General features: G+C 52.4%; 19 protein-coding genes. 14 read left to right on the top strand and 5 right to left on the bottom strand.

The features are described 5' to 3' along the window. Positions 1 to 26 precede the first annotated feature (26 nt). Positions 27 to 791 carry a polysaccharide deacetylase family protein gene (locus EDM59_RS10565; RefSeq protein ID WP_122923570.1) on the bottom strand — a complete coding sequence of 255 codons (765 nt, stop codon included), beginning with the start codon at positions 789 to 791 and terminating at the stop codon, positions 27 to 29. 178 nt (positions 792 to 969) lie between these two features. Between EDM59_RS10565 and EDM59_RS10560 the strand changes: the two genes are divergently transcribed. Continuing rightward, on the top strand, positions 970 to 2376 hold the full coding sequence (locus EDM59_RS10560) for an aspartate kinase (protein WP_122923569.1): 1407 nt from the start codon (positions 970 to 972) through the stop codon (positions 2374 to 2376). Here the strand turns inward: EDM59_RS10560 and EDM59_RS10555 are convergent. Continuing rightward, positions 2352 to 2747, bottom strand: coding sequence for a M67 family metallopeptidase (locus tag EDM59_RS10555; protein WP_246010999.1), 396 nt, complete (start codon positions 2745 to 2747; stop codon positions 2352 to 2354). The genes EDM59_RS10560 and EDM59_RS10555 overlap by 25 nt on opposite strands. 110 nt (positions 2748 to 2857) lie before the next feature. On the opposite strand from EDM59_RS10555, the gene EDM59_RS10550 reads away from it, so the two are divergent. The 6 genes from EDM59_RS10550 to EDM59_RS10525 all read left to right on the top strand — a co-directional run bounded on the left by EDM59_RS10550 (position 2858) and on the right by EDM59_RS10525 (position 7948). Continuing rightward, complete coding sequence (locus EDM59_RS10550; protein WP_122923567.1) at positions 2858 to 3709, top strand: DUF72 domain-containing protein; 852 nt, start codon at positions 2858 to 2860, stop codon at positions 3707 to 3709. A 20-nt stretch (positions 3710 to 3729) separates the two neighbouring features. Further along, positions 3730 to 4554, top strand: coding sequence for a sulfite exporter TauE/SafE family protein (locus tag EDM59_RS10545; RefSeq protein WP_122923566.1), 825 nt, complete (start codon positions 3730 to 3732; stop codon positions 4552 to 4554). A 25-nt stretch (positions 4555 to 4579) separates the two neighbouring features. Continuing rightward, complete coding sequence (locus tag EDM59_RS10540; RefSeq protein WP_122923793.1) at positions 4580 to 6019, top strand: bifunctional metallophosphatase/5'-nucleotidase; 1440 nt, start codon at positions 4580 to 4582, stop codon at positions 6017 to 6019. A 62-nt stretch (positions 6020 to 6081) separates the two neighbouring features. Next, complete coding sequence (locus tag EDM59_RS10535) at positions 6082 to 6321, top strand: DUF6154 family protein (RefSeq protein ID WP_122923565.1); 240 nt, start codon at positions 6082 to 6084, stop codon at positions 6319 to 6321. A gap of 79 nt (positions 6322 to 6400) precedes the next feature. Continuing rightward, on the top strand, positions 6401 to 6703 hold the full coding sequence (locus EDM59_RS10530; protein WP_092273412.1) for a YunC family protein: 303 nt from the start codon (positions 6401 to 6403) through the stop codon (positions 6701 to 6703). A 150-nt stretch (positions 6704 to 6853) separates the two neighbouring features. Then, the gene (locus tag EDM59_RS10525; RefSeq protein WP_122923792.1) at positions 6854 to 7948 is read left to right on the top strand and encodes an HD-GYP domain-containing protein; all 1095 of its coding nucleotides are present in this window, start codon (positions 6854 to 6856) and stop codon (positions 7946 to 7948) included. A 17-nt stretch (positions 7949 to 7965) separates the two neighbouring features. Here EDM59_RS10525 and corA read toward each other — a convergent pair whose 3' ends face one another. Continuing rightward, a complete protein-coding gene (gene corA / locus EDM59_RS10520; protein WP_092273508.1) occupies positions 7966 to 8901 on the bottom strand; it encodes a magnesium/cobalt transporter CorA in 936 nt (311 codons plus the stop codon). Between the two features lie 196 nt (positions 8902 to 9097). Continuing rightward, a complete protein-coding gene (locus EDM59_RS10515) occupies positions 9098 to 9772 on the bottom strand; it encodes a Rossmann-fold NAD(P)-binding domain-containing protein (protein ID WP_122923564.1) in 675 nt (224 codons plus the stop codon). A gap of 189 nt (positions 9773 to 9961) precedes the next feature. Between EDM59_RS10515 and EDM59_RS10510 the strand changes: the two genes are divergently transcribed. From EDM59_RS10510 to EDM59_RS10485, 6 genes are all read left to right on the top strand, one after another. Further along, positions 9962 to 11908, top strand: coding sequence for an AMP-binding protein (locus EDM59_RS10510; protein WP_183192883.1), 1947 nt, complete (start codon positions 9962 to 9964; stop codon positions 11906 to 11908). A gap of 374 nt (positions 11909 to 12282) precedes the next feature. Then, complete coding sequence (locus tag EDM59_RS10505; protein WP_122923562.1) at positions 12283 to 14328, top strand: molybdopterin-containing oxidoreductase family protein; 2046 nt, start codon at positions 12283 to 12285, stop codon at positions 14326 to 14328. A gap of 160 nt (positions 14329 to 14488) precedes the next feature. Beyond that, the gene (locus EDM59_RS10500) at positions 14489 to 15277 is read left to right on the top strand and encodes a hypothetical protein (protein ID WP_122923561.1); all 789 of its coding nucleotides are present in this window, start codon (positions 14489 to 14491) and stop codon (positions 15275 to 15277) included. A gap of 200 nt (positions 15278 to 15477) precedes the next feature. Next, positions 15478 to 16794 (top strand): globin-coupled sensor protein, encoded by a 1317-nt coding sequence (locus EDM59_RS10495; protein WP_122923560.1) that lies wholly within the window; start codon positions 15478 to 15480, stop codon positions 16792 to 16794. Between the two features lie 211 nt (positions 16795 to 17005). Beyond that, positions 17006 to 18067 carry a YeeE/YedE family protein gene (locus EDM59_RS10490; protein ID WP_122923791.1) on the top strand — a complete coding sequence of 354 codons (1062 nt, stop codon included), beginning with the start codon at positions 17006 to 17008 and terminating at the stop codon, positions 18065 to 18067. A gap of 12 nt (positions 18068 to 18079) precedes the next feature. Continuing rightward, the gene (locus EDM59_RS10485) at positions 18080 to 18304 is read left to right on the top strand and encodes a sulfurtransferase TusA family protein (protein ID WP_092273430.1); all 225 of its coding nucleotides are present in this window, start codon (positions 18080 to 18082) and stop codon (positions 18302 to 18304) included. A 139-nt stretch (positions 18305 to 18443) separates the two neighbouring features. Here EDM59_RS10485 and EDM59_RS10480 read toward each other — a convergent pair whose 3' ends face one another. After that, on the bottom strand, positions 18444 to 18905 hold the full coding sequence (locus EDM59_RS10480) for a cysteine dioxygenase (RefSeq protein ID WP_122923559.1): 462 nt from the start codon (positions 18903 to 18905) through the stop codon (positions 18444 to 18446). Positions 18906 to 19104: 199 nt separating this feature from the next. On the opposite strand from EDM59_RS10480, the gene EDM59_RS10475 reads away from it, so the two are divergent. Beyond that, entirely contained in the window at positions 19105 to 20127 is a 1023-nt protein-coding gene (locus EDM59_RS10475) for a S1C family serine protease (RefSeq protein WP_183192882.1), read from the top strand. Positions 20128 to 20146: the final 19 nt, after the last annotated feature.

Genomic DNA, 20146 nt, shown 5'->3' with positions numbered 1-20146 from the left:
TTGGAAGGGGCTTTTTCTTTTGACGTCTAGTCGTCCCCATGTTCGCCTTGTCCTACCTTTTTTGTCTTTCCGTATAGGCGCATCATTTCTGACACGGTGACGAACTGGTACCCTCGCTTGTGCAGCTCAGGCAAAATTTCTCGGAGAGCCTGAACGGTTTGCTTGCGATCTCCGCCATAATCGTGGAAAAGGACGATATCTCCATTGTGGGCGTTGTTCAAGACCTTGTTGACAATTTTTTGTACACCTGGGTCACTCCAGTCCCGCGTGTCCTGGTGCCATGACCACATGACGACGAGAAAACCGGCTTTTTTTGCGATGTTGACGACGGCATCGCTGTAGTAGCCACCGGGGGGGCGAAACAGCTGAGGACGGATACCGGTACTCTGAAAGATCGCCTCCTGTGTTTTCTCCATCTCTGTTTGTAGACGCTCCGAAGAGATTCGGCGTACATCTGGATGGCTGTAGGTGTGATTTGCCAATTCATGCTGTTCCGAAGCCAGCTTGCGTACGACCTCAGGAAAAGCCTGTGCCCGGGAGCCAACGACAAAGAAAGTCCCCTTCGCGTTGTATTGCTTGAGCAGCTCCGCGATCTGCAGCGTATATTCAGGATCTGGCCCGTCATCAAAGGTCAGCGCCATCACCTTCGTATTGGTGGGAACTTCCCATACAATTTCGCCCCGGGTTTCGTAGTATTCGCGATCATGCTGGTTGCGAGCGAGGGCAGAGCCGTTCATGGAAGGGACAAGCAGAGCAAGCCCTACGAACAGTGCGACAGCCTGTTTTTTCATCGGATCACCTCTTGGCAGGAAAAGTATCTTTACTATGCGCCAAGCATGAATGATTATGTGAGAGAGTGAGTGTCCTCCACAAAAAGACACTTGTACTTTTTAGATGGATACTTTAATCTAATATCAGATTTGCCATACAGAGGATTGGGCGAAGAGATAGGCAGATGGAGGAGAAAACATGAAGGTTGCAAAGTTCGGCGGTACTTCACTTGCGAATGCAGAGCAAATAAAAAAAGTGTGCAAAATCATAAGAGCAGATCAAGAGCGGCGTGTGGTGGTGGTCTCTGCTCCGGGCAAGCGATTCAGGGAAGATACAAAAGTTACAGATTTATTGATACAGTACGCGGAGCGCTTTTTGGAAGCAGGGGAAGCACCAAAGGAGAAACAGGCCATCTTTGCGCGTTACCAGGAGATCGTGAAGGAGCTGCAGCTATCTGCTGAAGTAGGAGGGCAGATCGAAGCGGAGCTGGATACAGTCCTCTCCAATCAGAAAAACCTGTCGGCGGAGCGGTTTATGGATGCTGTCAAGGCCGCAGGCGAGGACACATGCGCGAAGGTTGTTGCTCACTATTTGCGCAGCCTGGGCGAGGATGCTCACTATGTAAACCCACTGGATGCAGGGCTACTCGTGACAGATGAGGTGGGAAACGCACATGTACTGCCGGAGGCGTACGAGAAGCTGGCTTCTCTTGGGGCGGACAGAGGAATCACCATCTTCCCAGGATTCTTCGGCTTTACAAAATCGGGGGATCTGGTGACTTTCTCACGAGGGGGCTCGGACATTACCGGCTCGATCCTGGCCGCAGCGGTCAAAGCGGATGTGTATGAGAACTTCACGGATGTCGATTCGGTCTATGTAGTGAACCCGAATCTGGTCGCTCATCCCGTGGAAGTGAAGGAAATTACATACCGCGAGATGAGGGAGCTGTCTTACTCGGGCTTCGGTGTGTTCCATGAGGAGGCGCTGATTCCTGCTTATCAGGCCAACATCCCGGTATGCATCAAAAATACGAACAATCCGGCTGCACCAGGAACGATGATCGTCAATGAGCCACCGGTATCCACCAAACGGGTGTCCGGGATTGCGAGCGATAGCGGATTTTGCAGCATCTATGTCAGCAAGTATTTGATGAACAGGGAAATTGGCTTTGGACGCAAGCTTTTGCAGATTTTAGAGGAAGAGGGCCTCTCCTATGAGCATAGCCCGTCTGGAATTGATAACATTTCGGTCATTCTGCGCGAGCGTGATTTGACTGTCGAGAAAGAAGCGCGCATCGTCGAGCGGATTTCGCGTGAGCTGCGGGTAGACGATGTGTCCGTCACACATGGTCTTGCTCTGGTGATGATCGTGGGAGAAGGCATGAGGCAGTCGGTAGGTACGACTGCACGAGCTGCCGCCGCGCTGGCACAAGCGAAGATCAACCTGGAGATGATCAACCAGGGTTCTTCCGAGGTCAGCATGATGTTCGGGGTCAAGGCTGTGGATGCAGATCGGGCTGTCATCGCTTTGTATCAGGAGTTTTTCTGCAACGAGGAAGAAAACCAGCCTGTACTCGCGAGTCACGTATCCTCAGTAAGCGTGTAGTCGCGCGGCTCAAAGGTCTGGTCCCCCCATTGGTAAACGCTCCACTCGGGCTCGCTTGAAGCGAGACTGACGATCCAGTAGCTAAGCGACGGATAATGCCAGCCGGTGCGATCGCGCTGGGAAGGGATCGGCGGCGAGTGAGGATGGGTATGGATGACCCCCAGCCATTGGACATTTGCCTTGCGGATGGCGGAGATGGCGCCGAGGAAGGCAGCCCCATCCCACGAGAAGGTGTGCATGCTCGATGTGGAAGGAGGCATGGGGATGTGACCGGTAATGATGGAATCACGACCTGTCAGCAAAGCCGAATATTCGAACGGGAACGCCTCTTGTGCTTCGCTCAGGAGGCGTTTGTGTACTTTTCGGGTCATGGATAATTTGTTATCCTTAAACGCAAAGGGCTCGCCTAACCAATCAGGGGACATAAGGCGCCTCCGTTTCATTCGGATTTGAAATATTTGGACCTGGAGGTTTCAGGGGAATGAGCACCATACATATTGGCGTTTGTGGCTGGGGCGATCATTACGACTTGTATACCCAAGGAGTGAGGAACCGCGACAAACTCTCTGTCTATGCGGGCCACTTTCCTATCGTGGAGGTGGACAGCTCCTTTTACGCCATTTTACCACAACGAAATTATGAGACGTGGGTCCGGGAAACGCCGGATCGTTTTGGCTTTATCGTCAAACCGTTTCAAGCCATGACAGGCCATCAGCGAGGGAGCGCGCCTGTAGACAGGCGAGAGGTTTTTCGGCAATTTGAGGAAAGCATCCAGCCGTTGGTAGAGGCAGGAAAGCTCAAGGTGCTGCTGTTTCAATTTCCCCCGTGGTTTGATTGCACGCGGGAAAATGTCCAGTACGTACAGGCATGCAGGCAGGCGCTGTCCGCGTATCCATTTGCCGTGGAATTTCGTCATCGCAGCTGGTTTCAGGAGAAATTCCGCGAGCGTACACTGGATTTTCTGAGGAAGATCGAGGCGACACATGTGCTGTGTGACGAACCGCAGGCAGGCGACGGCTCTGTGCCGATTGTCGTGGGAGTTGCTCATCCAAAGCTTGCGCTGGTTCGCTTTCATGGCCGTAACCATGCCGGGTGGCGCGATCCGGGAGAAGGGCAAAAATGGCGAGATGTCCGCTATCTGTATCGATACTCGGAGGAGGAGCTGGCTGAGTGGGTTCCCCGCATTCGGCAGATTGAGGCCGAAGCGGATGAAGTATGTATTTTGTTTAACAATAACTCTGGAGGGGATGCCGTCCACAATGCCAAGCAGTTTGCGGACATGCTGGGGGTACAAGCCAGCGGGCTGAACCCTCGCCAAATGGAGTTGTTCTAGAAGAGAAAGAAGGGTATTACATGCTTGTTGCGATAGCAATCTTGTTCCTATTCATCGGCGTGGCGGCAGGCGTCGTCGGCAGTATTGCGGGCTTGGGCGGAGGAATCTTTTTCGTTCCGGCCCTTCTGTTCTTTGCCAATGCGTACATGCCAGGCTCCATGACACCTCAGGTCGCAGCGGCGACATCGCTCATCGTCATTGCTGTCACGGCATTATCTTCGTCGATTTCTTATCTGAAGCAGAAAAAGGTCGACGTCCAAAGTGCACTTCTCTTCTTTATTGGGAGTGCGCCGGGTGCTATTGTAGGTGTCTACCTTAATAAATTACTACCATTAGAAGGATTTACGCTCCTCTTCGGTTTGTTTCAATTGCTGATGTTCGTGCTGATGATGGTGAAAGACAAACTCAAGCCGCGCAGCATCAACTGGGAAATCAAACGCCATTTCATCGATCACGAGGGAAATGAATACGAATACGGATACAGCCGTTGGATGGCGATCCTGATTGCCTTTTTCGTCGGGATTACTTCCTCTTTGTTCGGCGTCGGTGGAGGCGTTCTGATGGTGCCAGCGATGATGATTCTGTTTCGCTTTCCACCGCACATCGCGACGGCGACCTCTATGCTGGTTATTTTCTTTTCGGCTGTGATCGGCACCATCACCAATGTGCTGCATCACAATATCGACTGGCTGTACGCCGCTATGCTGGCTCCAGGTGCCTGGGCAGGAGGAAAGCTCGGGGCTTATGTCGCCAGCAAGATGAAAGGGCGGACCATCGTGCTCGTCTTGCGCGTATTGATTCTGGGCATAGCCATACAAATGATTGGGGAATCCATTCTCAGCTAAGCTCGTAGAGAGGGAGGGGATGGCCTTGGCAGACACCTGTACCTTGCACATGCTGCACACCAACGATCTTCACAGTCATTTTGCGCCAATGCCGCGAATTGCGACCTGCTTACGTACCTATCGACAGCAATGGGAGCAGGGGGGAGAGCGTGTGCTGGCTGTGGACATCGGTGACCATATGGACCGCATGGATATCAAGTCAGAAGCGAGCTACGGAAAAGTAAATGTCGACGTCATGAATCAAACCGGCTATTCGTACGCAACGATTGGCAACAACGAAGGAATCACTCTACCCAAAGAGAAGCTCGATGAGATGTATAAACAAGCCGCTTTTCAGGTAATTGTTGGGAATCTTCTGGATCCGGCAAATCACAGGACTCCGCAGTGGGCTGTCCCCTACGCGATTCATGAATGGCAGGATCTGCGGGTAGCCTTGCTCGGCGTGACGATTCCCTTTTCTTCCTCCTATAACAGTATGGGCTGGGAGATCCAAGAGCCAGTCGGTCTCTTGCAGCAGCAGCTAGAGGACTTAAGAGACCAGGCAGATGTCTTTGTACTCCTGTCTCATTTGGGGTATCCGACCGATTGCCGTTTGGCAGCAGAGCTTGACGGACTGGATGTGATTTTGGGGGCACACACTCATCATATGCTGCCCCGCGGAGAGCGAGTTGGCCGTACTCTGATCGCACAGACAGGCAAATTCGGACAGCACATCGGTCATGTGCGTCTGGTGTGGGACAAAGCCTCCAAAAAGGTGACAGAGATGGAAGCTGAGCTGTTCGCATCAGATGACTTTTTGCCGGATGAAGCCCTTGTCGCATTTTTGCAGGAGCAGGATAGAGAGGCAGAAAAGCTTCTTCTGCGCCCCGTAGTGCAATTACAGCACGATTTGCGGGCAGAGTGGATGGAGGAGACACCGTTTGGCTCTTTTCTGGCTGCCAGTGTGCGTTCGTGGACGGGAGCAGAAATCGGCTTGGCGAATGGCGGCTTGCTGCTCAGCGATTTGCACCGCGGCAGCGTGTCCTTTGCTGATTTGCTGCACACCTTGCCGCATCCGATCAACGCTTGTGCGGTCACGCTGACAGGTGCCCAGCTATTGCGGGTTTTGGAGCAGGCGATACAGCCGGAGACGATTCATCGAGAGCTGCGTGGCTGTGGCTTTCGCGGGAAAGTGGAGGGCTGGATGGGTGTCGATGGGCTGCGCATACGGTACATAGGTGGCGAGGTCCCGCAGATTCTGGAAATACAGGTCAATGACAAGCCGTTGCTGCTGGATCAAGAATACCGCGTAGGGACGGTCGATATGTTCATGTACAACCGGCTGTTTCCTGACCTTCTCCAGGGAAGTCACATCGAGTTTTTCCTACCGCAAATGCTGCGGGAGGTCGTCGCTCAAACGGTGCTCGATCCCGTCCTGATTCAGCAATCGTTTTCTCCTCGCTGGGAACGCGTCGCGATTTCCTGATTTTTGGGAACAGCCCTCCTGACAAACTTGGGGCATGCTACACGAGTAGGGGGGAGAGAACGATGCGGTTTATCGACGAGGTATACGAGCTCTACAAAGGGCATTTTAATGGAGCAGAAGAGGACATTACCGCCATTGTCGTCGGAATCCTGGATGAACAGTCTCGTGAGGACTTGCTCGACCTCATCGATGAGATGGATGGAGAGGAGCTTTTTCACATGCTTGCGACCTACATGATCGAGGTCATGAAGCGCAAAGTAGCGATGGAGGAAGAACACTCTCCTTCGACGATGACGCACTGACTTGTGCAAACACACATTTCTTTTTCCTGTCATAGGATGGTAACGCTACGAGGCAGGAAAGATGAAGGAGGGTTGCGCGATGGTCGAGGTAGTGCCAATTCATTTTCCGGAAGGGACAGCAATTGCTGTCACAGTCCGTTTGCCAAAGACGACATTGTTGGCTGTCACGACAGACAATGGATATATCATGTGCGGGGCTCTTGATGTAGGGCTTTTAAATGAACGGCTTGCCAGCCGAGAGATTTTAGCCGGGCGGGCTGTCGGGGTCAAGACGATTCAGGAGCTGTTGGATGCGCCTCTGGAATCCGTGACGACCACAGCCGAAAAGCAGGGAATTACCGCTGGGATGATCGGGCGAGAAGCTGTCGCTCGCATGTTCTAGGCAACCGCCTGATGAAATCAAAAAGCAGGAAGCGCCTTTGTCGGGATGACGAGGGTGCTTCTTTGTTTTGGGGTAATAAAAAATTAGCATGTAGAATCTAGTCGAATCACGCTATAATAGGGTTACCCTGAGGAAAGGCGAATGTTGGAAATGAGACTGAAATCCATTCAAAAATGCCAGCCCGGTGATACGCTGGCTCGTTCCATCTACGCGGAAAACGGAACGGTTCTCGTTGGGACGGGTGTTGAACTAACCCAGCGAATGCTGGATCGGCTTAAGGCCAAGAACATCTCTAGTCTCTACATTCAGGATAAGCGCACAGACGATATCATTGTGGAGACCGTCATTTCCGAGCCCACTCGTAGAGCGGCGATGTCGATCATTCACGACACGTTTCGAGCCGTTCATGAATTTCCCCAAAAATGGCATCAGATTTTTTCAGACAAAGCTTTTGGCCGTGAATTGCGCCAGGTAATGGCGGCAGTCGCTGATGAACTGAATGCATCTCGCTCAGCCATGAACCTTTTGGCCGATGCGTGCGCTTTCGACAATTATATTTTTACTCACTCCTTCAACGTCGCCTTGTACAGTACCGCACTTGCCCTGAAGACGGAATGCACCGAAAAGGAAGTGCTGGAAGTCAGTATTGGCGGCATGCTCCATGATATAGGTAAGATCCTTGTCCCGGATGAAATCTTGAAAAAGCCTGGCCATTTGACGTCGGAAGAATTTGAATTGATGAAGAAGCACACCGAGTACGGCTTTGAAATGTTGCGACGCCAGGATGACATTCCTCTGCTGGTTGCTCACTGTGCGTTTCAGCATCATGAACGCTGGGATGGCTCCGGTTATCCGCGCAAGCTGAAAAAGGACGAGATCCATCCGTTCGGGCGCTTGATGGCAGTGACAGATGTCTTTGATGCCCTGACCTCCCACCGGGTATACCGTCCGGGGATGCTTCCGCATGAGGCGATGGAGATCCTCTTCTCAGGCTCTGGCCGACTGTTTGATCAGAAGTATGTAGAGGCATTGCGGGATACGATTGCTCTGTATCCATTGGGTCTCAGTGTCACATTGAATACCGGTGAAACGGGTGTGATTGTCGATTCCAACAAAGGAATGCCAAGCCGGCCTGTGATTCGGATTCTGGTTGACGAAAACGGCGAGGAACTGACGCAGCCGTATGAGTGCGATCTGTCCAAAAAGCTGTCGCTGATGATTGTGGCGTGTGATGAGCTTGTCTAGTTCCTGTGCAGGACAAGCTACAGCCATTCCTTTCTTTTAAAAATCAGAAACATGGTCAGTCCGATTACAGCCATGATGCCCAGCACGACAAAGTAGCCGTAATGGGAGTGCAGCTCGGGCATATTGTCGAAGTTCATGCCGTAGATCCCAGTCACGATGGTCAAGGGCATGAAAATGGTCGTCAGCGCTGTAAACACGCGCATGATGTCGTTTGCACGTCCGGCGAGTGCCGACTGATACGCTTCTCGCAAGTTCCCGATCAGCTCGCGAAAGGTCTCAAAGCTTTCTACGATTTTGGCAGCATCCTCTAGAATATCTCCAAAGTACTTCCGCATGGTTGGTCGAATCAGCGGAAGTTCTTTTTTGTGCAGCGCATCGATCAAATCACGCTGCGGCACCAGCATTTTGCGCGCATACAATATTTCGCTGCGCAGCCCGATGATCTGATCGAGGTGCGACTTCCGCGTGTTCATCAGGATTTGTTCTTCCAGGTTTTCGATCAAGTCTTCGATCTTTTCGATCACGTCAAAGTAACGGTCGACGATCTGATCCACCAAATAATAGAGAAACGTATCCGGACGGTTGATTTCTTTCTCACGCAGCAGGGTCATCATGGTTGAAAATTCAGGAGCTTCCTGCTTCGTGACGGTAATAATGGCATGGGTGCCGAGAAAGACGTTGATTTCACGCAGGAAAATGTCTTGGTTGTGAAACGCGATCCCGTTGATGACCAGAAAGTAGTGGTCATCGTAGAGCTGCAGCTTGGGGCGCTGCTCTTCTTCGTCTATACAGTCTTCTACGGCGAGATGATGCAGGCCGAACAATGGCTGCAGCACATCCAGATCAAACGGGGTAGCATCGATCCAGTAAAACCCGTTGACTGGAGGTGCTGCGGCTTCTTCTACATCGTCAATTTCCGTGATCAATCCGTTTTGTATGAGTCGAACTTTCATCATCGTCTTCGATTCTCCTGCAGGTAGAATGGGTAGAAATCATCCGTGGCCAAATGTGGGTGAGAATCAGCGAATAAGCGCTCTTGAGTGCTTGCCGACTGGGAGGCTTTGGTGCTAGTGGCTTTTCTTTTGGCGTATCCATCTAGAGATCGCCCCTTTCCATCGCTCTCCCCACAAAGGTATGACTATGAACTTGTCAGTTTTCCACTTTGCTTGCAGCCGCCAAAAGGGCGATTTTGTCCGATGGGTACACGTGCTGCCCTCCAGTGGCTTTGTGTGCGGCATCGAGCATCGCTTTTGCCACATCTGCTGCCTGCACGGGACGATACGTGCGAAATGGTCCGATCAAAAGCGGCGTGAGCAGTGGTGCCAACCGCGCTGCGAACGATTCTGCCAGGCGGTGCTCACGCCGGTCTCCGAGCAACAGAGAAGGGCGGAAAATATGCAGAGCAGGCAGAGAAAGCTGCTTCAGATCATGCTCTAGCTCCCCTTTGACCCGGTTATAGAAAAAAGCGGAGCTGCTATCCGCACCCATGGCGGTGATGACGAGGAACTGACGAGCGCCAGCTGCTAGGGAGAGTCGGGCGATTTCCAAGGGGTAGGTGTGATCAACCAACCGGAAGGCTTCCCGGCTGCCTGCGGTTTTTATCGTGGTTCCCAGACAGCAAAAAACATCGGACTTGGGCAGCCACTCCTGGCATTCCCCCAAGTTCGAAAAGGAGATCGTCTTGGATGTCAGTCGAGGATGCTCAGCATCGAGAGCACGTCTGCCAAAGGAGACGATTTCCGTATAGCTGTCATCCTGGAGCAAAAGCTGCAGCAGGGAACTGCCGACCAGGCCGCTTGCGCCGAACAGTACGGCTCGTTTCATGGGATAGTGTTCCTCACTTTCCGATTTTCATCTAGTTGATTTTACCATATCTCCCCGCGCTCGTGGTCTGAGTCAGAAGCATCGTCCTTGTCCGCACCCTATTGACAGAGTGAGCGAGAGCAGAAGAAAATAGAGGAAGTAAGCGCTTTCAAATAATTCCGAATCGCAAGTCAGATGGAGGGGAATTGGATGATGCGTACACGCAAGGTAGTGTGGGAACCCACATTGGAACAGTGTGAGAAGAGCAATCTCTGGCGCTTTATGGAGCAGGAGCAGATCCCGGATTACGAGACACTGCTGCGACGCTCCGAGGAGGACGTCAGCTGGTTTTGGGATGCCTTTATTCGTTTTGCAGGGATTGAATTTGCGAGACCGTACCGCAGGATCGTGGATGGATCGAAAGGGTTGCCGTGGCCAGAGTGGTTCGTCGATGGAAAGATCAATCTGGTGCATAATTTCTTGGATAAATGGGCGGAAGACGATCGTACCGCAAAACGGCCTGCCTTGCTCTGGGAGGGAGAGGCAAAGGAAGAGCGGCGGTTTACATTTGCGGAGCTGCAGAGAGAAGTAAACCGTTTCGCCAACACGCTGAACAGCTTGGGTGTTACGAGAGGGGATCGAGTCGCCATTTACATGCCGATGATCCCGGAGACGGTCATTGCCCTCTATGGAATCTACAAGGCAGGAGCAGTCGCGGTCCCGCTGTTCTCCGGATTTGGTCCAGAGGCTGTGGCTGTGCGGCTGCGGGACGTAGAAGCCAAAGCCGTTGTGACAGCCGATGGCTTTTACCGGGGCGGACAGCAGGTGCTGCTCAAGCACGTACTGGACAAGGCACTGGACTCATCGCCTAGTGTAAAGAGCGTTCTCGTAGCCGAGCGGCTGGGGGAAAAGGCGCTGCTCGTGCCTGGCCGCGATTGGCTATGGAGTGATCGGATGGCCCAGGCGTCCGATCAGTATGAGACGATAGAAACGGACGCGGAGGAGCCTTGCATGGTGAGCTATTCCTCGGGGACGACGGGAAGCCCGAAAGGAATCGTCCATGTGCACGGGGGAATCGCTGTCAAAACGGCAGAGGTCGGCATGTTCATCTACGACACACAGGCTGATGATATTTTTACGATGGTGACGGATTTTGGCTGGATGATGGGCCAGCTCCCCCTGTTCTCCGCCCACAGTGTGGCAGCTCCGTTTTTGATTTACGAGGGAAGTCCGATGCATCCTCATCCGGGCCGTCTGTACGAGATCATCGATAAGTACAAGGTAAGTGTATTCGGTGCTCCGGCAACGGCGCTTCGTCTGTTGAAAACCTACGCGGAAGCTTTTCGGGAAAAGGCAGACCTCTCTTCCTTGCGCATTTTAGGGCATACAGGAGAGCCGATCGACGAGGAGACGTGGTCGTGGTATTTGTCCTGGACTAATGGGAGGGCACCGATCATCAACGGCAGTGGCGGAACAGAGGTATTTGCGGAAATATTGTCGTCCGTTTGCGTTGCGCCGCAGAAGGCGACCTGCCTGGGAGCGACTCCAGCTGTAGGGGCCAAAGTCGTCGACGAGCTGGGCAATCCCGTACCAGCAGGCAAATCGGGCTATCTCGTTTTCACCGTGCCGCAGCCGGCGCAGACACGAGGCTTCTGGAAAAATCGCCAGCGCTACCTCGATACGTATTTTCCGCTGGGAGAGCAGATGTGGTGGCAGGGAGACATGGTCACGGTCGATGAAGACGGCTTTTGGTTCCATCTGGGACGGGCGGACGACGTCATCAAGGTATCGGGGAGAAGAACGGGACCGGGAGAGCTGGAGGACGTCGTGAATCAGCACCCGGGAGTGCTGGAAGCAGCAGCGATTGGGGTTCCTCATTCGGTTAAAGGAGAGGCGATCGTGCTGTTTGTGGTCATGAAGCCGGGAGCTTCTCTCGATGCGAGCGCGCTGAAGGGACATGTAGCCAGCACACTTGGCAAGCCGTATGAACCGGTAGAGCTTTACGCAGTTTCCGATCTCCCAAAAACCCGCACGCAAAAAATAATGCGCAGGCTCATCAAGCAGCGTTTCCTGGGGGAGAAGCTCGGGGATACATCGAGCTTGATGAATCCGGCGGCGCTTGAGAGCCTGCCTGTGCGAACGAAAATCGATTCCTGAATCATCAGTTTGATGGACAAAAATAGCAGCTCTGCCGCCGTTGCTTGAAAGCATCGCGGGCAGGGCTTTTTTTCAAGGTATAAGAATTTATAAGCGTAATGCTTATGCATTCTGGAGCGCATGACGAAGTGCCTCAGCGTCAGCTACCGGCATCACTTCGGTAAAATTATCCCCTAAAACGCGGTCGCTCCTCCTTGAATAGGCCACGATAGAGGTTTTCTTATACAGATAAATGAATGAGATGGAACCCTGTAATAGTGCAAGGAAGTCTTTTGGAAGCCAAGTTTTCTAATGTCATTTTTATATCCCAGTGATATAGTGGGGATATAAGCGATCCGATGCGAAAAAGAAATGGGGTAGGAGAGGGAATGACCATGAAAACATATGTGGATGAGCCAAACGGAGTGTTTCCCTCCGTCTGCTCACTGGATTGTCCCGATCAGTGCGGACTTTTGGTGCACAAGCAGGACGGCAAAATTGTAAAAGTAGAGGGTGACCCGAATCATCCCGTGACACAGGGGAACATTTGCAACAAAGTACGCAACATGGCGGAGCGAATCTACGACACGAAACGGCTCACGCAGCCACTGAAGCGGGTGGGGGCAAAAGGAGAAGGCAAATTCGAGCCAATCACCTGGGAAGAAGCCATCCAGACGATCACCTCTCACTGGAAGCAGCTGATCCGTGAGCATGGACCAGAAAGCATTTTGCCATACAGCTTCTACGGCAACATGGGCAGGCTGAATGCGGAAACGATGGATTATCGACTCTTTCATCGCATGGGTGCCAGTCTATTGGATCGAGCGATTTGCAACGCGGCAGGCGGTGTCGGCTACAACTACACGATGGGGGCCAACTACGGCACCGATCCAGAAGAAACGGTGCACACCAAGCTGTTTCTGATGTGGGGGATCAATGCGGTCAGCACGAATATGCACCAGGTGATGCTGGCAGAAAAAGCACGGAAGAACGGTGCGAAGATCGTCGTCATCGATGTCCACAAAAATCAGACGGGGCGCTGGGCTGACTGGTTCATTCCGATTTTGCCCGGAACAGACACCGCGTTGGCTCTCGGACTCATGCACATCCTCTTTGCCGAAAATATGGTCGATGAGGCGTTCATGGAGAAGTATACGGTGGGGCACGAGGAGCTTCGGGAGCACGTCAAGCAGTACGATCCGCAGACAGTTTCGAGCATGACAGGAGTTCCAGCAGACGATATTTACCGTCTGGCGCGCATGTACGGGCAGACCTCCCCGTCCTTGGTGAGAATCGGAAACGGTCTTCAGCACCATGACAACGGGGGCATGTGCGTGAGAACGATCGCCTGTTTGCCTGCTCTGACCGGACAGTGGCTCGTGCAGGGCGGCGGAGCGATGAAAGGCAACAAAGGCTTTTTGGAGCACAACAAGCAGGCGCTTCAACGACCGGATCTGTTAGCAAACAAAAAGACGCGCAGAGTCAACATGAATGTGATCGGCAGTGCTCTCCTGGAGCTGGACCCGCCGATCCGCTCGATGTTCGTCTACGGTTGCAATCCTGCATTGGTGGCCCCGGAAGGAAACAAGGTCAAAAAGGGGCTACTGCGGGAAGACTTGTTTACCGTCGTCCACGATCTGTTTTTGACGGAGACAGCTGCCTATGCCGACATCGTCCTGCCTGCTACCTCCGCTTTTGAGAACACGGACTTTTACACGTCCTATTGGCATCACTACATGCAGCTGCAAAAACCGGTGATTGCCCCTTATGGAGAAAGTAAATCGAACGTGGAAGTTTTCCGCCTGCTGGCAAAAGGAATGGGCTACGAGGACGAGATATTCGATGACTCCGAGGAGGCACTGATCCGACAGGCGCTGGACTATCCGGCGAATCCGTTTCTGAGCTCGATCACGTACGAGGATCTGGTCGAAAAAAACTACAGAAAAGCAGCTGTCACTCCTGGCTTTATCGAAAAGCTTCCGACACCAAGCGGCAAGATCGAGCTGTACTCCAAGCAGCTAGAGAAGCTAGGGTATCCTGCGCTGCCTACGTATACGCCGATTCCTGTGGAAAGTGACCTGCCGTTTTTGTACGTGCCGGGACCCAATCACAATTTCCTCAATTCGACGTTCTCCAATAATGCCAAGCACGTCAAGCTGGAGAAATTTCCGCGACTGTTCATGAATACGGCAGATGCCGAGGCTTCTGGCATCGCCGATGGAGATGTGGTGCGGGTATGGAATGACCGCGGTGAGTGCGAGCTGACTGTATCGGTTGGGGAAACGGTTCTGACGGGTGTGGCCGTGAGTCAGGGACTGTGGGCGGATCAGCCAGGTGCCAAACACCATGTGAATGCGCTGACCCCGGATCGCATCGCAGACATGGGGGGCGGAGCCACTTTCTTCTCCGGGCGCGTAAACGTGGAGAAGCTTGCTAGATAAAGAGGGAATACCTGCGTGTTGCAAACGAAAAGCTTCGTGGGCCTGCTGGCTGCGCGAAGCTTTTTTGCGTCCAAACAGACCTTCTAGCAAATTCGTCACGAGTCTTTTTTGAAATCGCGCATACTAGAATTTAGAAGCGAAAAGGAAAGGTGGTCTTCACATGTGGACAAGCAATCTGCTAGGTATTGTGACAAGTATGATCGTAGGTTTGGGGGTAACCGGGGCAGGAGCAGATGTTCCACCGCCGGCGGCCAGTCAGATCACACCTGCGCCTGCTGTTTATGAGGAACTGAAAATAGCGAGACAGGATGTCACAGGGGATGGACGGCCGGATCTGGTGACGCTCTTGGGAAAACGCTTTGCTGCCGACAGCCCGTATTACGACAAACTCAAGGTCATGGTGCAGGATCCTGTCGCGAGGAAGGTTTCCTTTTTTCATACGACGTATGGCGGTTACCAGCCCGAGATGTCCTTCTGCGATTTCACCGGTAACAAGACCAAGCAAATCTGGATTCAGGCGCCTACAGGAGGCAGCGGTGGCACTTCGGACTTTTATTTGTTCAGTGACAAGGACAACACCCCGGCTGTCCTGCCAGTTCCCCCGTCCTTGACGATCACAGGGGCCTATCAGGATGGCTATAAAGTTCCGATAACCATAAAAGAGACGAATCAAACGACTGTCCTCGACTTGAGCGACCGCAAAGATATTTATGAAGAGAACGGGGTATACAAGAACGGCAAGCTCGTCCAGCCAACTGAGGTGATGCCGAATACGTTCAGTGTGCTAAGGCCCGTGGAGGTGCGTGACGGAACCTGCGAGCTTCTGGGGGAACAGCGTGTGAGCGGAGTAGCCAATGCAGATACGATCGCCTATGTGCAGTCCAGATGGAAATGGGAGAACAATGGCTGGAAGCTGCTGAGTGCACAGGTGAAAAAGGCAGAGCGATAATTCGGGAGCGGGGCTGTGCCTGTTCGACAGGAGCAGGGCAGCCCTGATTGGTACAAGCCTGATGGAAAATTTTAGATCGTTTACGAAATTGTCAAATAGGGTATATAGATATAAGCCAAACGATATACCCAGATGGTAAAATTTATAGTATATTACAATGAGCGTAAGCTGAGAACTCAGCCAGAAAAGGAGTCCACCGAATGAGTACATGCCCGATTTCCAGTTTGTTTGGACTAAAAGGAAAATCGAAAAAAGCTTCTTTTTTTCAGGATATCAAGGAACATGGAGAAGTGCATATCGATGCGGGGTCTCAATTGGCGAAGCAGTTGTCCCTCATCCATTTGACAGAGCATGACTTGGCTGTTGCGAAGGCACTTCAGCCTCTGATCATTCGAAATATTGATAAAATAGTCGGCTATTTTTATGAAAATATAGAGCAAGAGCGGCTTCTCATGACGATCGTAGAAAAGTACAGCAGTATTGATCGCCTCAAGCAGACGTTGAACCGCCATATCCAGGAGATGTTTAGCGGCAAGATCGATAAAGAATATTACGAGCAGCGCAGTCGGATTGCCATCATGCACATGCGCATCGGTCTCGAGCCCAAATGGTACATGTGTGCCTTTCAAAACCTGCTGATCTCCATCCTCGACCTCTTGAACGAAAGCATAGTGGACAAAGCGGAGTGTGTGCAAGCGGTTAAAGTCGTTACCAAAATACTCAGCATCGAGCAACAGATCGTTCTGGAAGAATACGAGAACGAGCATGCCCGGGCGCGGAGCCTGGAGCAGGAGAAAAAGGATGAGCTGCGAGCGATCCTGGCCAATTCTGCCCATGAGCTGGCAGCTGTTTCCGAAGAGAATAGTGCGTCTGTCCAGCAGCTGACCGAGCAATCCCGCGAGGTTCTTCGTTTTGCAGAAAACGGGACCAGCTTCTCGAATAAAGCGCATCAGCTTTCTCAGGAGGGCAAGGAGAAGCTGGAGAAGCAGAAGGAACAAATGGAGCTGATACAGGGCAGTGCCAAACAGATCGCGGAAGAAATGAGCACCCTGGAAGAAAACTCGGAAAAAATTCGCGGTATCGTCAACGTGGTGACGGCCATTGCCGAGCAGACGAATCTGCTGGCGTTGAATGCGGCGATCGAAGCGGCACGTGCAGGCGAACAGGGCAGAGGCTTTGCCGTTGTAGCGGATGAAGTGCGCAAGCTGGCGGAGCAGACGAAGCAATCCGTGTTTGGCGTGCGCGAGCTGATTGAAAAGACAAATCAGCAGACTGGCGTGCTCGCGATGGTCTTTAGCGAAATACAGACTCTCGTTCAATCCAGTACGACCATGACCAGCGAGACCTATGCATTCTTCGAAGGGATCATGAGCGCTGTCATGGAAGGCAAGCAGCAGAGTACGCAAATCCAGAAAGAGCTGGAAAACTTCTTCCGCGTCATGGAGGACATGAACCAGGCGGTAGCGCAGGTTGCCAGCTCGGCAGATGAGCTGTCGGAAATTACGGAAAGTCTGTAAGATTAATAGGAATATCGCGTTTTCACAGAAGCACATCCCGAAGCAAGGAGGGATGTGCTTTTTATTTAGCGGGTTTGTAAAGGATATAAATGCCTGGTCATGCTGTCGGAATTGATTGTTGACTCCCCTGAATTTTGTGCTAAAATGAAAAACATTAATCTTCATAAGTTTACTCGGAATTATAAAGTGGGGGTCGAAAATGGTAGGACAAATGATATTCACGGGGCTTTTATGCGGAGCGTTGCTTGGTTTTGTGATGCAGCGAGGTCGCTTCTGCCTGACTGGTGGTTTTCGCGATATGTTTTTGGCAAAGGACTACCGGATGTTTTACGCGCTGCTGATAGCGATCGCGATCCAAAGCATTGGTGTATTTGCTCTGATTCAAATGGGCCTTATTCAGTTTAAATCAGGCTCGTTTGCCTGGCTGGGCACGATAATCGGGTCCTTCGTTTTCGGGATCGGAATTGTGCTTGCCGGTGGTTGTGCTACAGGGACTTGGTATCGTGCAGGGGAGGGCTTGATCGGCAGCTGGATCGCGCTTTTCGCCTACATGCTGATGAGTGCCGTCATGAAGAGCGGCGTGCTGGTTCCCGTAAACGAAGCCTTCAAAGGGTACACGGTGCCTACGAACTCCATCCCGGCTACTTTCGGCACGTCGGTGTGGCCGTTTATCCTGATCCTGACGGCGATCACGCTCTATCTGGTCGTCAAGCATCTGCGCAAACCAAAGGTAGCGATTCCTGCCTTGCGTGCAAAACGCACGGGTCTTGCTCATCTGTTGTTTGAAAAACGTTGGCATCCTTTTGTGACGGCTATTTTGGTAGGCTTGATCGCCATGCTGGCATGGCCACTCAGTGAGGCAACAGGCCGCATGTCCGGTCTGGGGATTACGACGCCATCGGCCAATATCCTGCAGTACATCGTAACAGGAGACAGCGAGAAGTACATCAACTGGGGCGTATTCCTGGTGCTGGGCATCCTGATCGGGTCCTTCATTGCCGCGAAAGCAAGCCGGGAGTTCCGCTTCCGTGCACCTGATGCGAAGACGACCATCTCCAGCTTCTCCGGCGGGATCCTGATGGGCTTTGGGGCTAGTCTCGCTGGCGGCTGCTCGATCGGTAACGGTCTCGTCATGACGGCGATGATGACCTGGCAAGGCTGGGTTTCCTTGTCCTTTATCATTTTGGGTACGTGGACGGCTTCGTATTTTGTCTATGTACGTCCTCGGCTTCAAGCTAAAAAACAGCACAGCGCAAGTGTCACTGTCGCTTAGGAGGAATAGAACATGCAGCACAAACTCGAAGTTCTTGGCATGGTTTGCCCTTTCCCGTTGATTGAGGCAAAAGAAAAGCTGGAGACGCTTCCTAGCGGTGATGAGCTCGTCATCGATTTCGATTGCACACAGGCGACGGAAAGCATTCCGCGCTGGGCAGCGGAAGCGGGCCACACGATTACGAATTACGAGCAGCTCGACGATGCTTCCTGGACAATCACGGTGAAAAAGAAATAGCTGCAAGCATACGAAACTCCCCTTTCTCTGGGTACCACGGAACGGTTCACGCGTTCTGTTGGTCATACCCAGCGAGAGGGGAGTTTTTTAGTCATAGCAGGAAAAAAAGGATCATATGTTAAATTATACTAATACTTGATTATTTGTACTGTTGGCAATCGCACAAAGGTGGCGTATAGGCGTTAATCGAAACGACCGGAGTCTCCCCTTGATTTCGGATGGCGTGTATCTCTCCTGGGGCTACATAACAGAAGTCACCAGCATGAACGGTAACGGATTTCTCCGGACGGACAACGCGTCCTTCCTCGTCCAGTGAATAGATGACATTGGTGAGGTCGCCAGCGAGAATCCATTCCCACCCAAAGGAATGACCGTGATTATGGGCTGCTGACTCCTTGTCTGGAGGCAGTACGATGAGAACGATTTCGACGTGTTCCGTGGCGAACAGGACCTTCCGTCCATAGGGCAGATCTTCCGGCTCGGGAACATAGGGAGAGATTGTTTCGAGACTAATCGGCAAGGATTCCAAGGCAGCTCTGAGCTCGGCTGGAGTTGGACAAGTCAGAGAACCGAAAGCTTTTTCTAATAGGGCGTGAATCATGGGGCAACCTCCCAGAAGCATTGATCTTGTTCATCACCAGAATATGAAAAGTAGAGGGGAACGGTGAGGACGTCTGCAGGTGGACGAACGTGTTTTTTGTTTGAGCAGCTTGGTCGCTTCAAGTGGAAGAGCGGCCCTTTTTGCATGAAAACCTAGCCCTATATGTTCTCTAGCAAATGAAGCCATGGAGGATTTTGAGATGAAGGTAAGAACAAGTCTGCTCATTAACAGCCTGCTTGTATGGACGATCATGAGCGCAACGGTCCCTTGGGCATCGGCGGCAGGAGCGCCAGTGCCCGCACCTGCACCTTCTGCCGTGACGGATATTCCGGGTGTCATCGCGCGTGTATCGGCTAGTGTGGTGGCCATAGTCGGCAAGCCGGAAGTGAAGGGGAACAACCGAGACAACCGGTTCAACCTGGCGCATGGGACGGGGATCGTCGTCAAAGCAGACGGCTGGATTTTGACCAATGCCCATGTCGTCAAAGAAATGGACAACCTGACCGTCATTACCGTTGACGGCAAGCAATACGCCGGAACCGTGACAAATATGGACGAGGAGAGCGATCTGGCGCTAGTAAAAATCGCAGCAACGGGCCTTTCACCTGCCAAGTTTGCTGCGAACTATTCGATAAAAGTCGGAGAGACGGTCGTGGCAATCGGCACCCCGATCTCTGTCTCGCTGCGCAATTCGGCGTCAGCAGGAATCATCAGCGGCGTCGATCGCTCTGTCAGCTCCACGTACCGCTTAATTCAGACGGATGCTTCTATCAATCCGGGGAACAGTGGCGGACCACTGGTCAATCTCAAAGGAGAGGTAGTAGGAATCAACTCGCTGAAGTTCGTTTCCATCGGGATCGATAATTTGAGCTTTGCGATACCGGCTGACACCGCTCAGTACGTCATGCAACACTTTTTTACGTACGGAAAGGTAAACCGGCCCTATTGGGGGGCGGAGCTGGAGGAGAGCTGGGCAGCGGTTGTCGGACTGCCAACGAAGGAACCGCTTCGGATCATTCGGGTAGAGCCCGGTTCCCCTGCTGAAAAAGCAGGGTTTCAATCAGGAGATGTCATTTATTCCGTGAATCAGGCGTCGTTTACGACTCTCGTGGAGTTCAACGAGCTCTTGAAGCGCTATTTGCCGGGACAAACCGTGGAAATCATGGTGCAATCGGGCGGCGATCTGATTAAACGCAAAGTGACGTTTGGGAAACAACCTTAGAGAGTAAAGGGATGGGGGA

The sequence above is a fragment of the Brevibacillus nitrificans genome (assembly GCF_003710965.1).
In the GTDB taxonomy this organism is placed as follows: domain Bacteria; phylum Bacillota; class Bacilli; order Brevibacillales; family Brevibacillaceae; genus Brevibacillus; species Brevibacillus centrosporus.
Note: the sequence above shows the minus strand (reverse complement) of the source record. Positions and strands in the feature narration are given on the sequence as shown.

What these genes read in the sequence shown, in the direction of transcription:
- EDM59_RS10565 (WP_122923570.1), bottom strand. Translation starts at nt 791, where the DNA reads ATGAAAAAACAGGCTGTCGCACTGTTCGTAGGGCTTGCTCTGCTTGTC.
- EDM59_RS10560 (WP_122923569.1), top strand. Translation starts at nt 970, where the DNA reads ATGAAGGTTGCAAAGTTCGGCGGTACTTCACTTGCGAATGCAGAGCAA.
- EDM59_RS10555 (WP_246010999.1), bottom strand. Translation starts at nt 2,747, where the DNA reads ATGACCCGAAAAGTACACAAACGCCTCCTGAGCGAAGCACAAGAGGCG.
- EDM59_RS10550 (WP_122923567.1), top strand. Translation starts at nt 2,858, where the DNA reads ATGAGCACCATACATATTGGCGTTTGTGGCTGGGGCGATCATTACGAC.
- EDM59_RS10545 (WP_122923566.1), top strand. Translation starts at nt 3,730, where the DNA reads ATGCTTGTTGCGATAGCAATCTTGTTCCTATTCATCGGCGTGGCGGCA.
- EDM59_RS10535 (WP_122923565.1), top strand. Translation starts at nt 6,082, where the DNA reads ATGCGGTTTATCGACGAGGTATACGAGCTCTACAAAGGGCATTTTAAT.
- EDM59_RS10530 (WP_092273412.1), top strand. Translation starts at nt 6,401, where the DNA reads ATGGTCGAGGTAGTGCCAATTCATTTTCCGGAAGGGACAGCAATTGCT.
- EDM59_RS10525 (WP_122923792.1), top strand. Translation starts at nt 6,854, where the DNA reads ATGAGACTGAAATCCATTCAAAAATGCCAGCCCGGTGATACGCTGGCT.
- corA (WP_092273508.1), bottom strand. Translation starts at nt 8,901, where the DNA reads ATGAAAGTTCGACTCATACAAAACGGATTGATCACGGAAATTGACGAT.
- EDM59_RS10515 (WP_122923564.1), bottom strand. Translation starts at nt 9,772, where the DNA reads ATGAAACGAGCCGTACTGTTCGGCGCAAGCGGCCTGGTCGGCAGTTCC.
- EDM59_RS10510 (WP_183192883.1), top strand. Translation starts at nt 9,962, where the DNA reads ATGATGCGTACACGCAAGGTAGTGTGGGAACCCACATTGGAACAGTGT.
- EDM59_RS10505 (WP_122923562.1), top strand. Translation starts at nt 12,283, where the DNA reads ATGAAAACATATGTGGATGAGCCAAACGGAGTGTTTCCCTCCGTCTGC.
- EDM59_RS10500 (WP_122923561.1), top strand. Translation starts at nt 14,489, where the DNA reads ATGTGGACAAGCAATCTGCTAGGTATTGTGACAAGTATGATCGTAGGT.
- EDM59_RS10495 (WP_122923560.1), top strand. Translation starts at nt 15,478, where the DNA reads ATGAGTACATGCCCGATTTCCAGTTTGTTTGGACTAAAAGGAAAATCG.
- EDM59_RS10490 (WP_122923791.1), top strand. Translation starts at nt 17,006, where the DNA reads ATGATATTCACGGGGCTTTTATGCGGAGCGTTGCTTGGTTTTGTGATG.
- EDM59_RS10485 (WP_092273430.1), top strand. Translation starts at nt 18,080, where the DNA reads ATGCAGCACAAACTCGAAGTTCTTGGCATGGTTTGCCCTTTCCCGTTG.
- EDM59_RS10480 (WP_122923559.1), bottom strand. Translation starts at nt 18,905, where the DNA reads ATGATTCACGCCCTATTAGAAAAAGCTTTCGGTTCTCTGACTTGTCCA.
- EDM59_RS10475 (WP_183192882.1), top strand. Translation starts at nt 19,105, where the DNA reads ATGAAGGTAAGAACAAGTCTGCTCATTAACAGCCTGCTTGTATGGACG.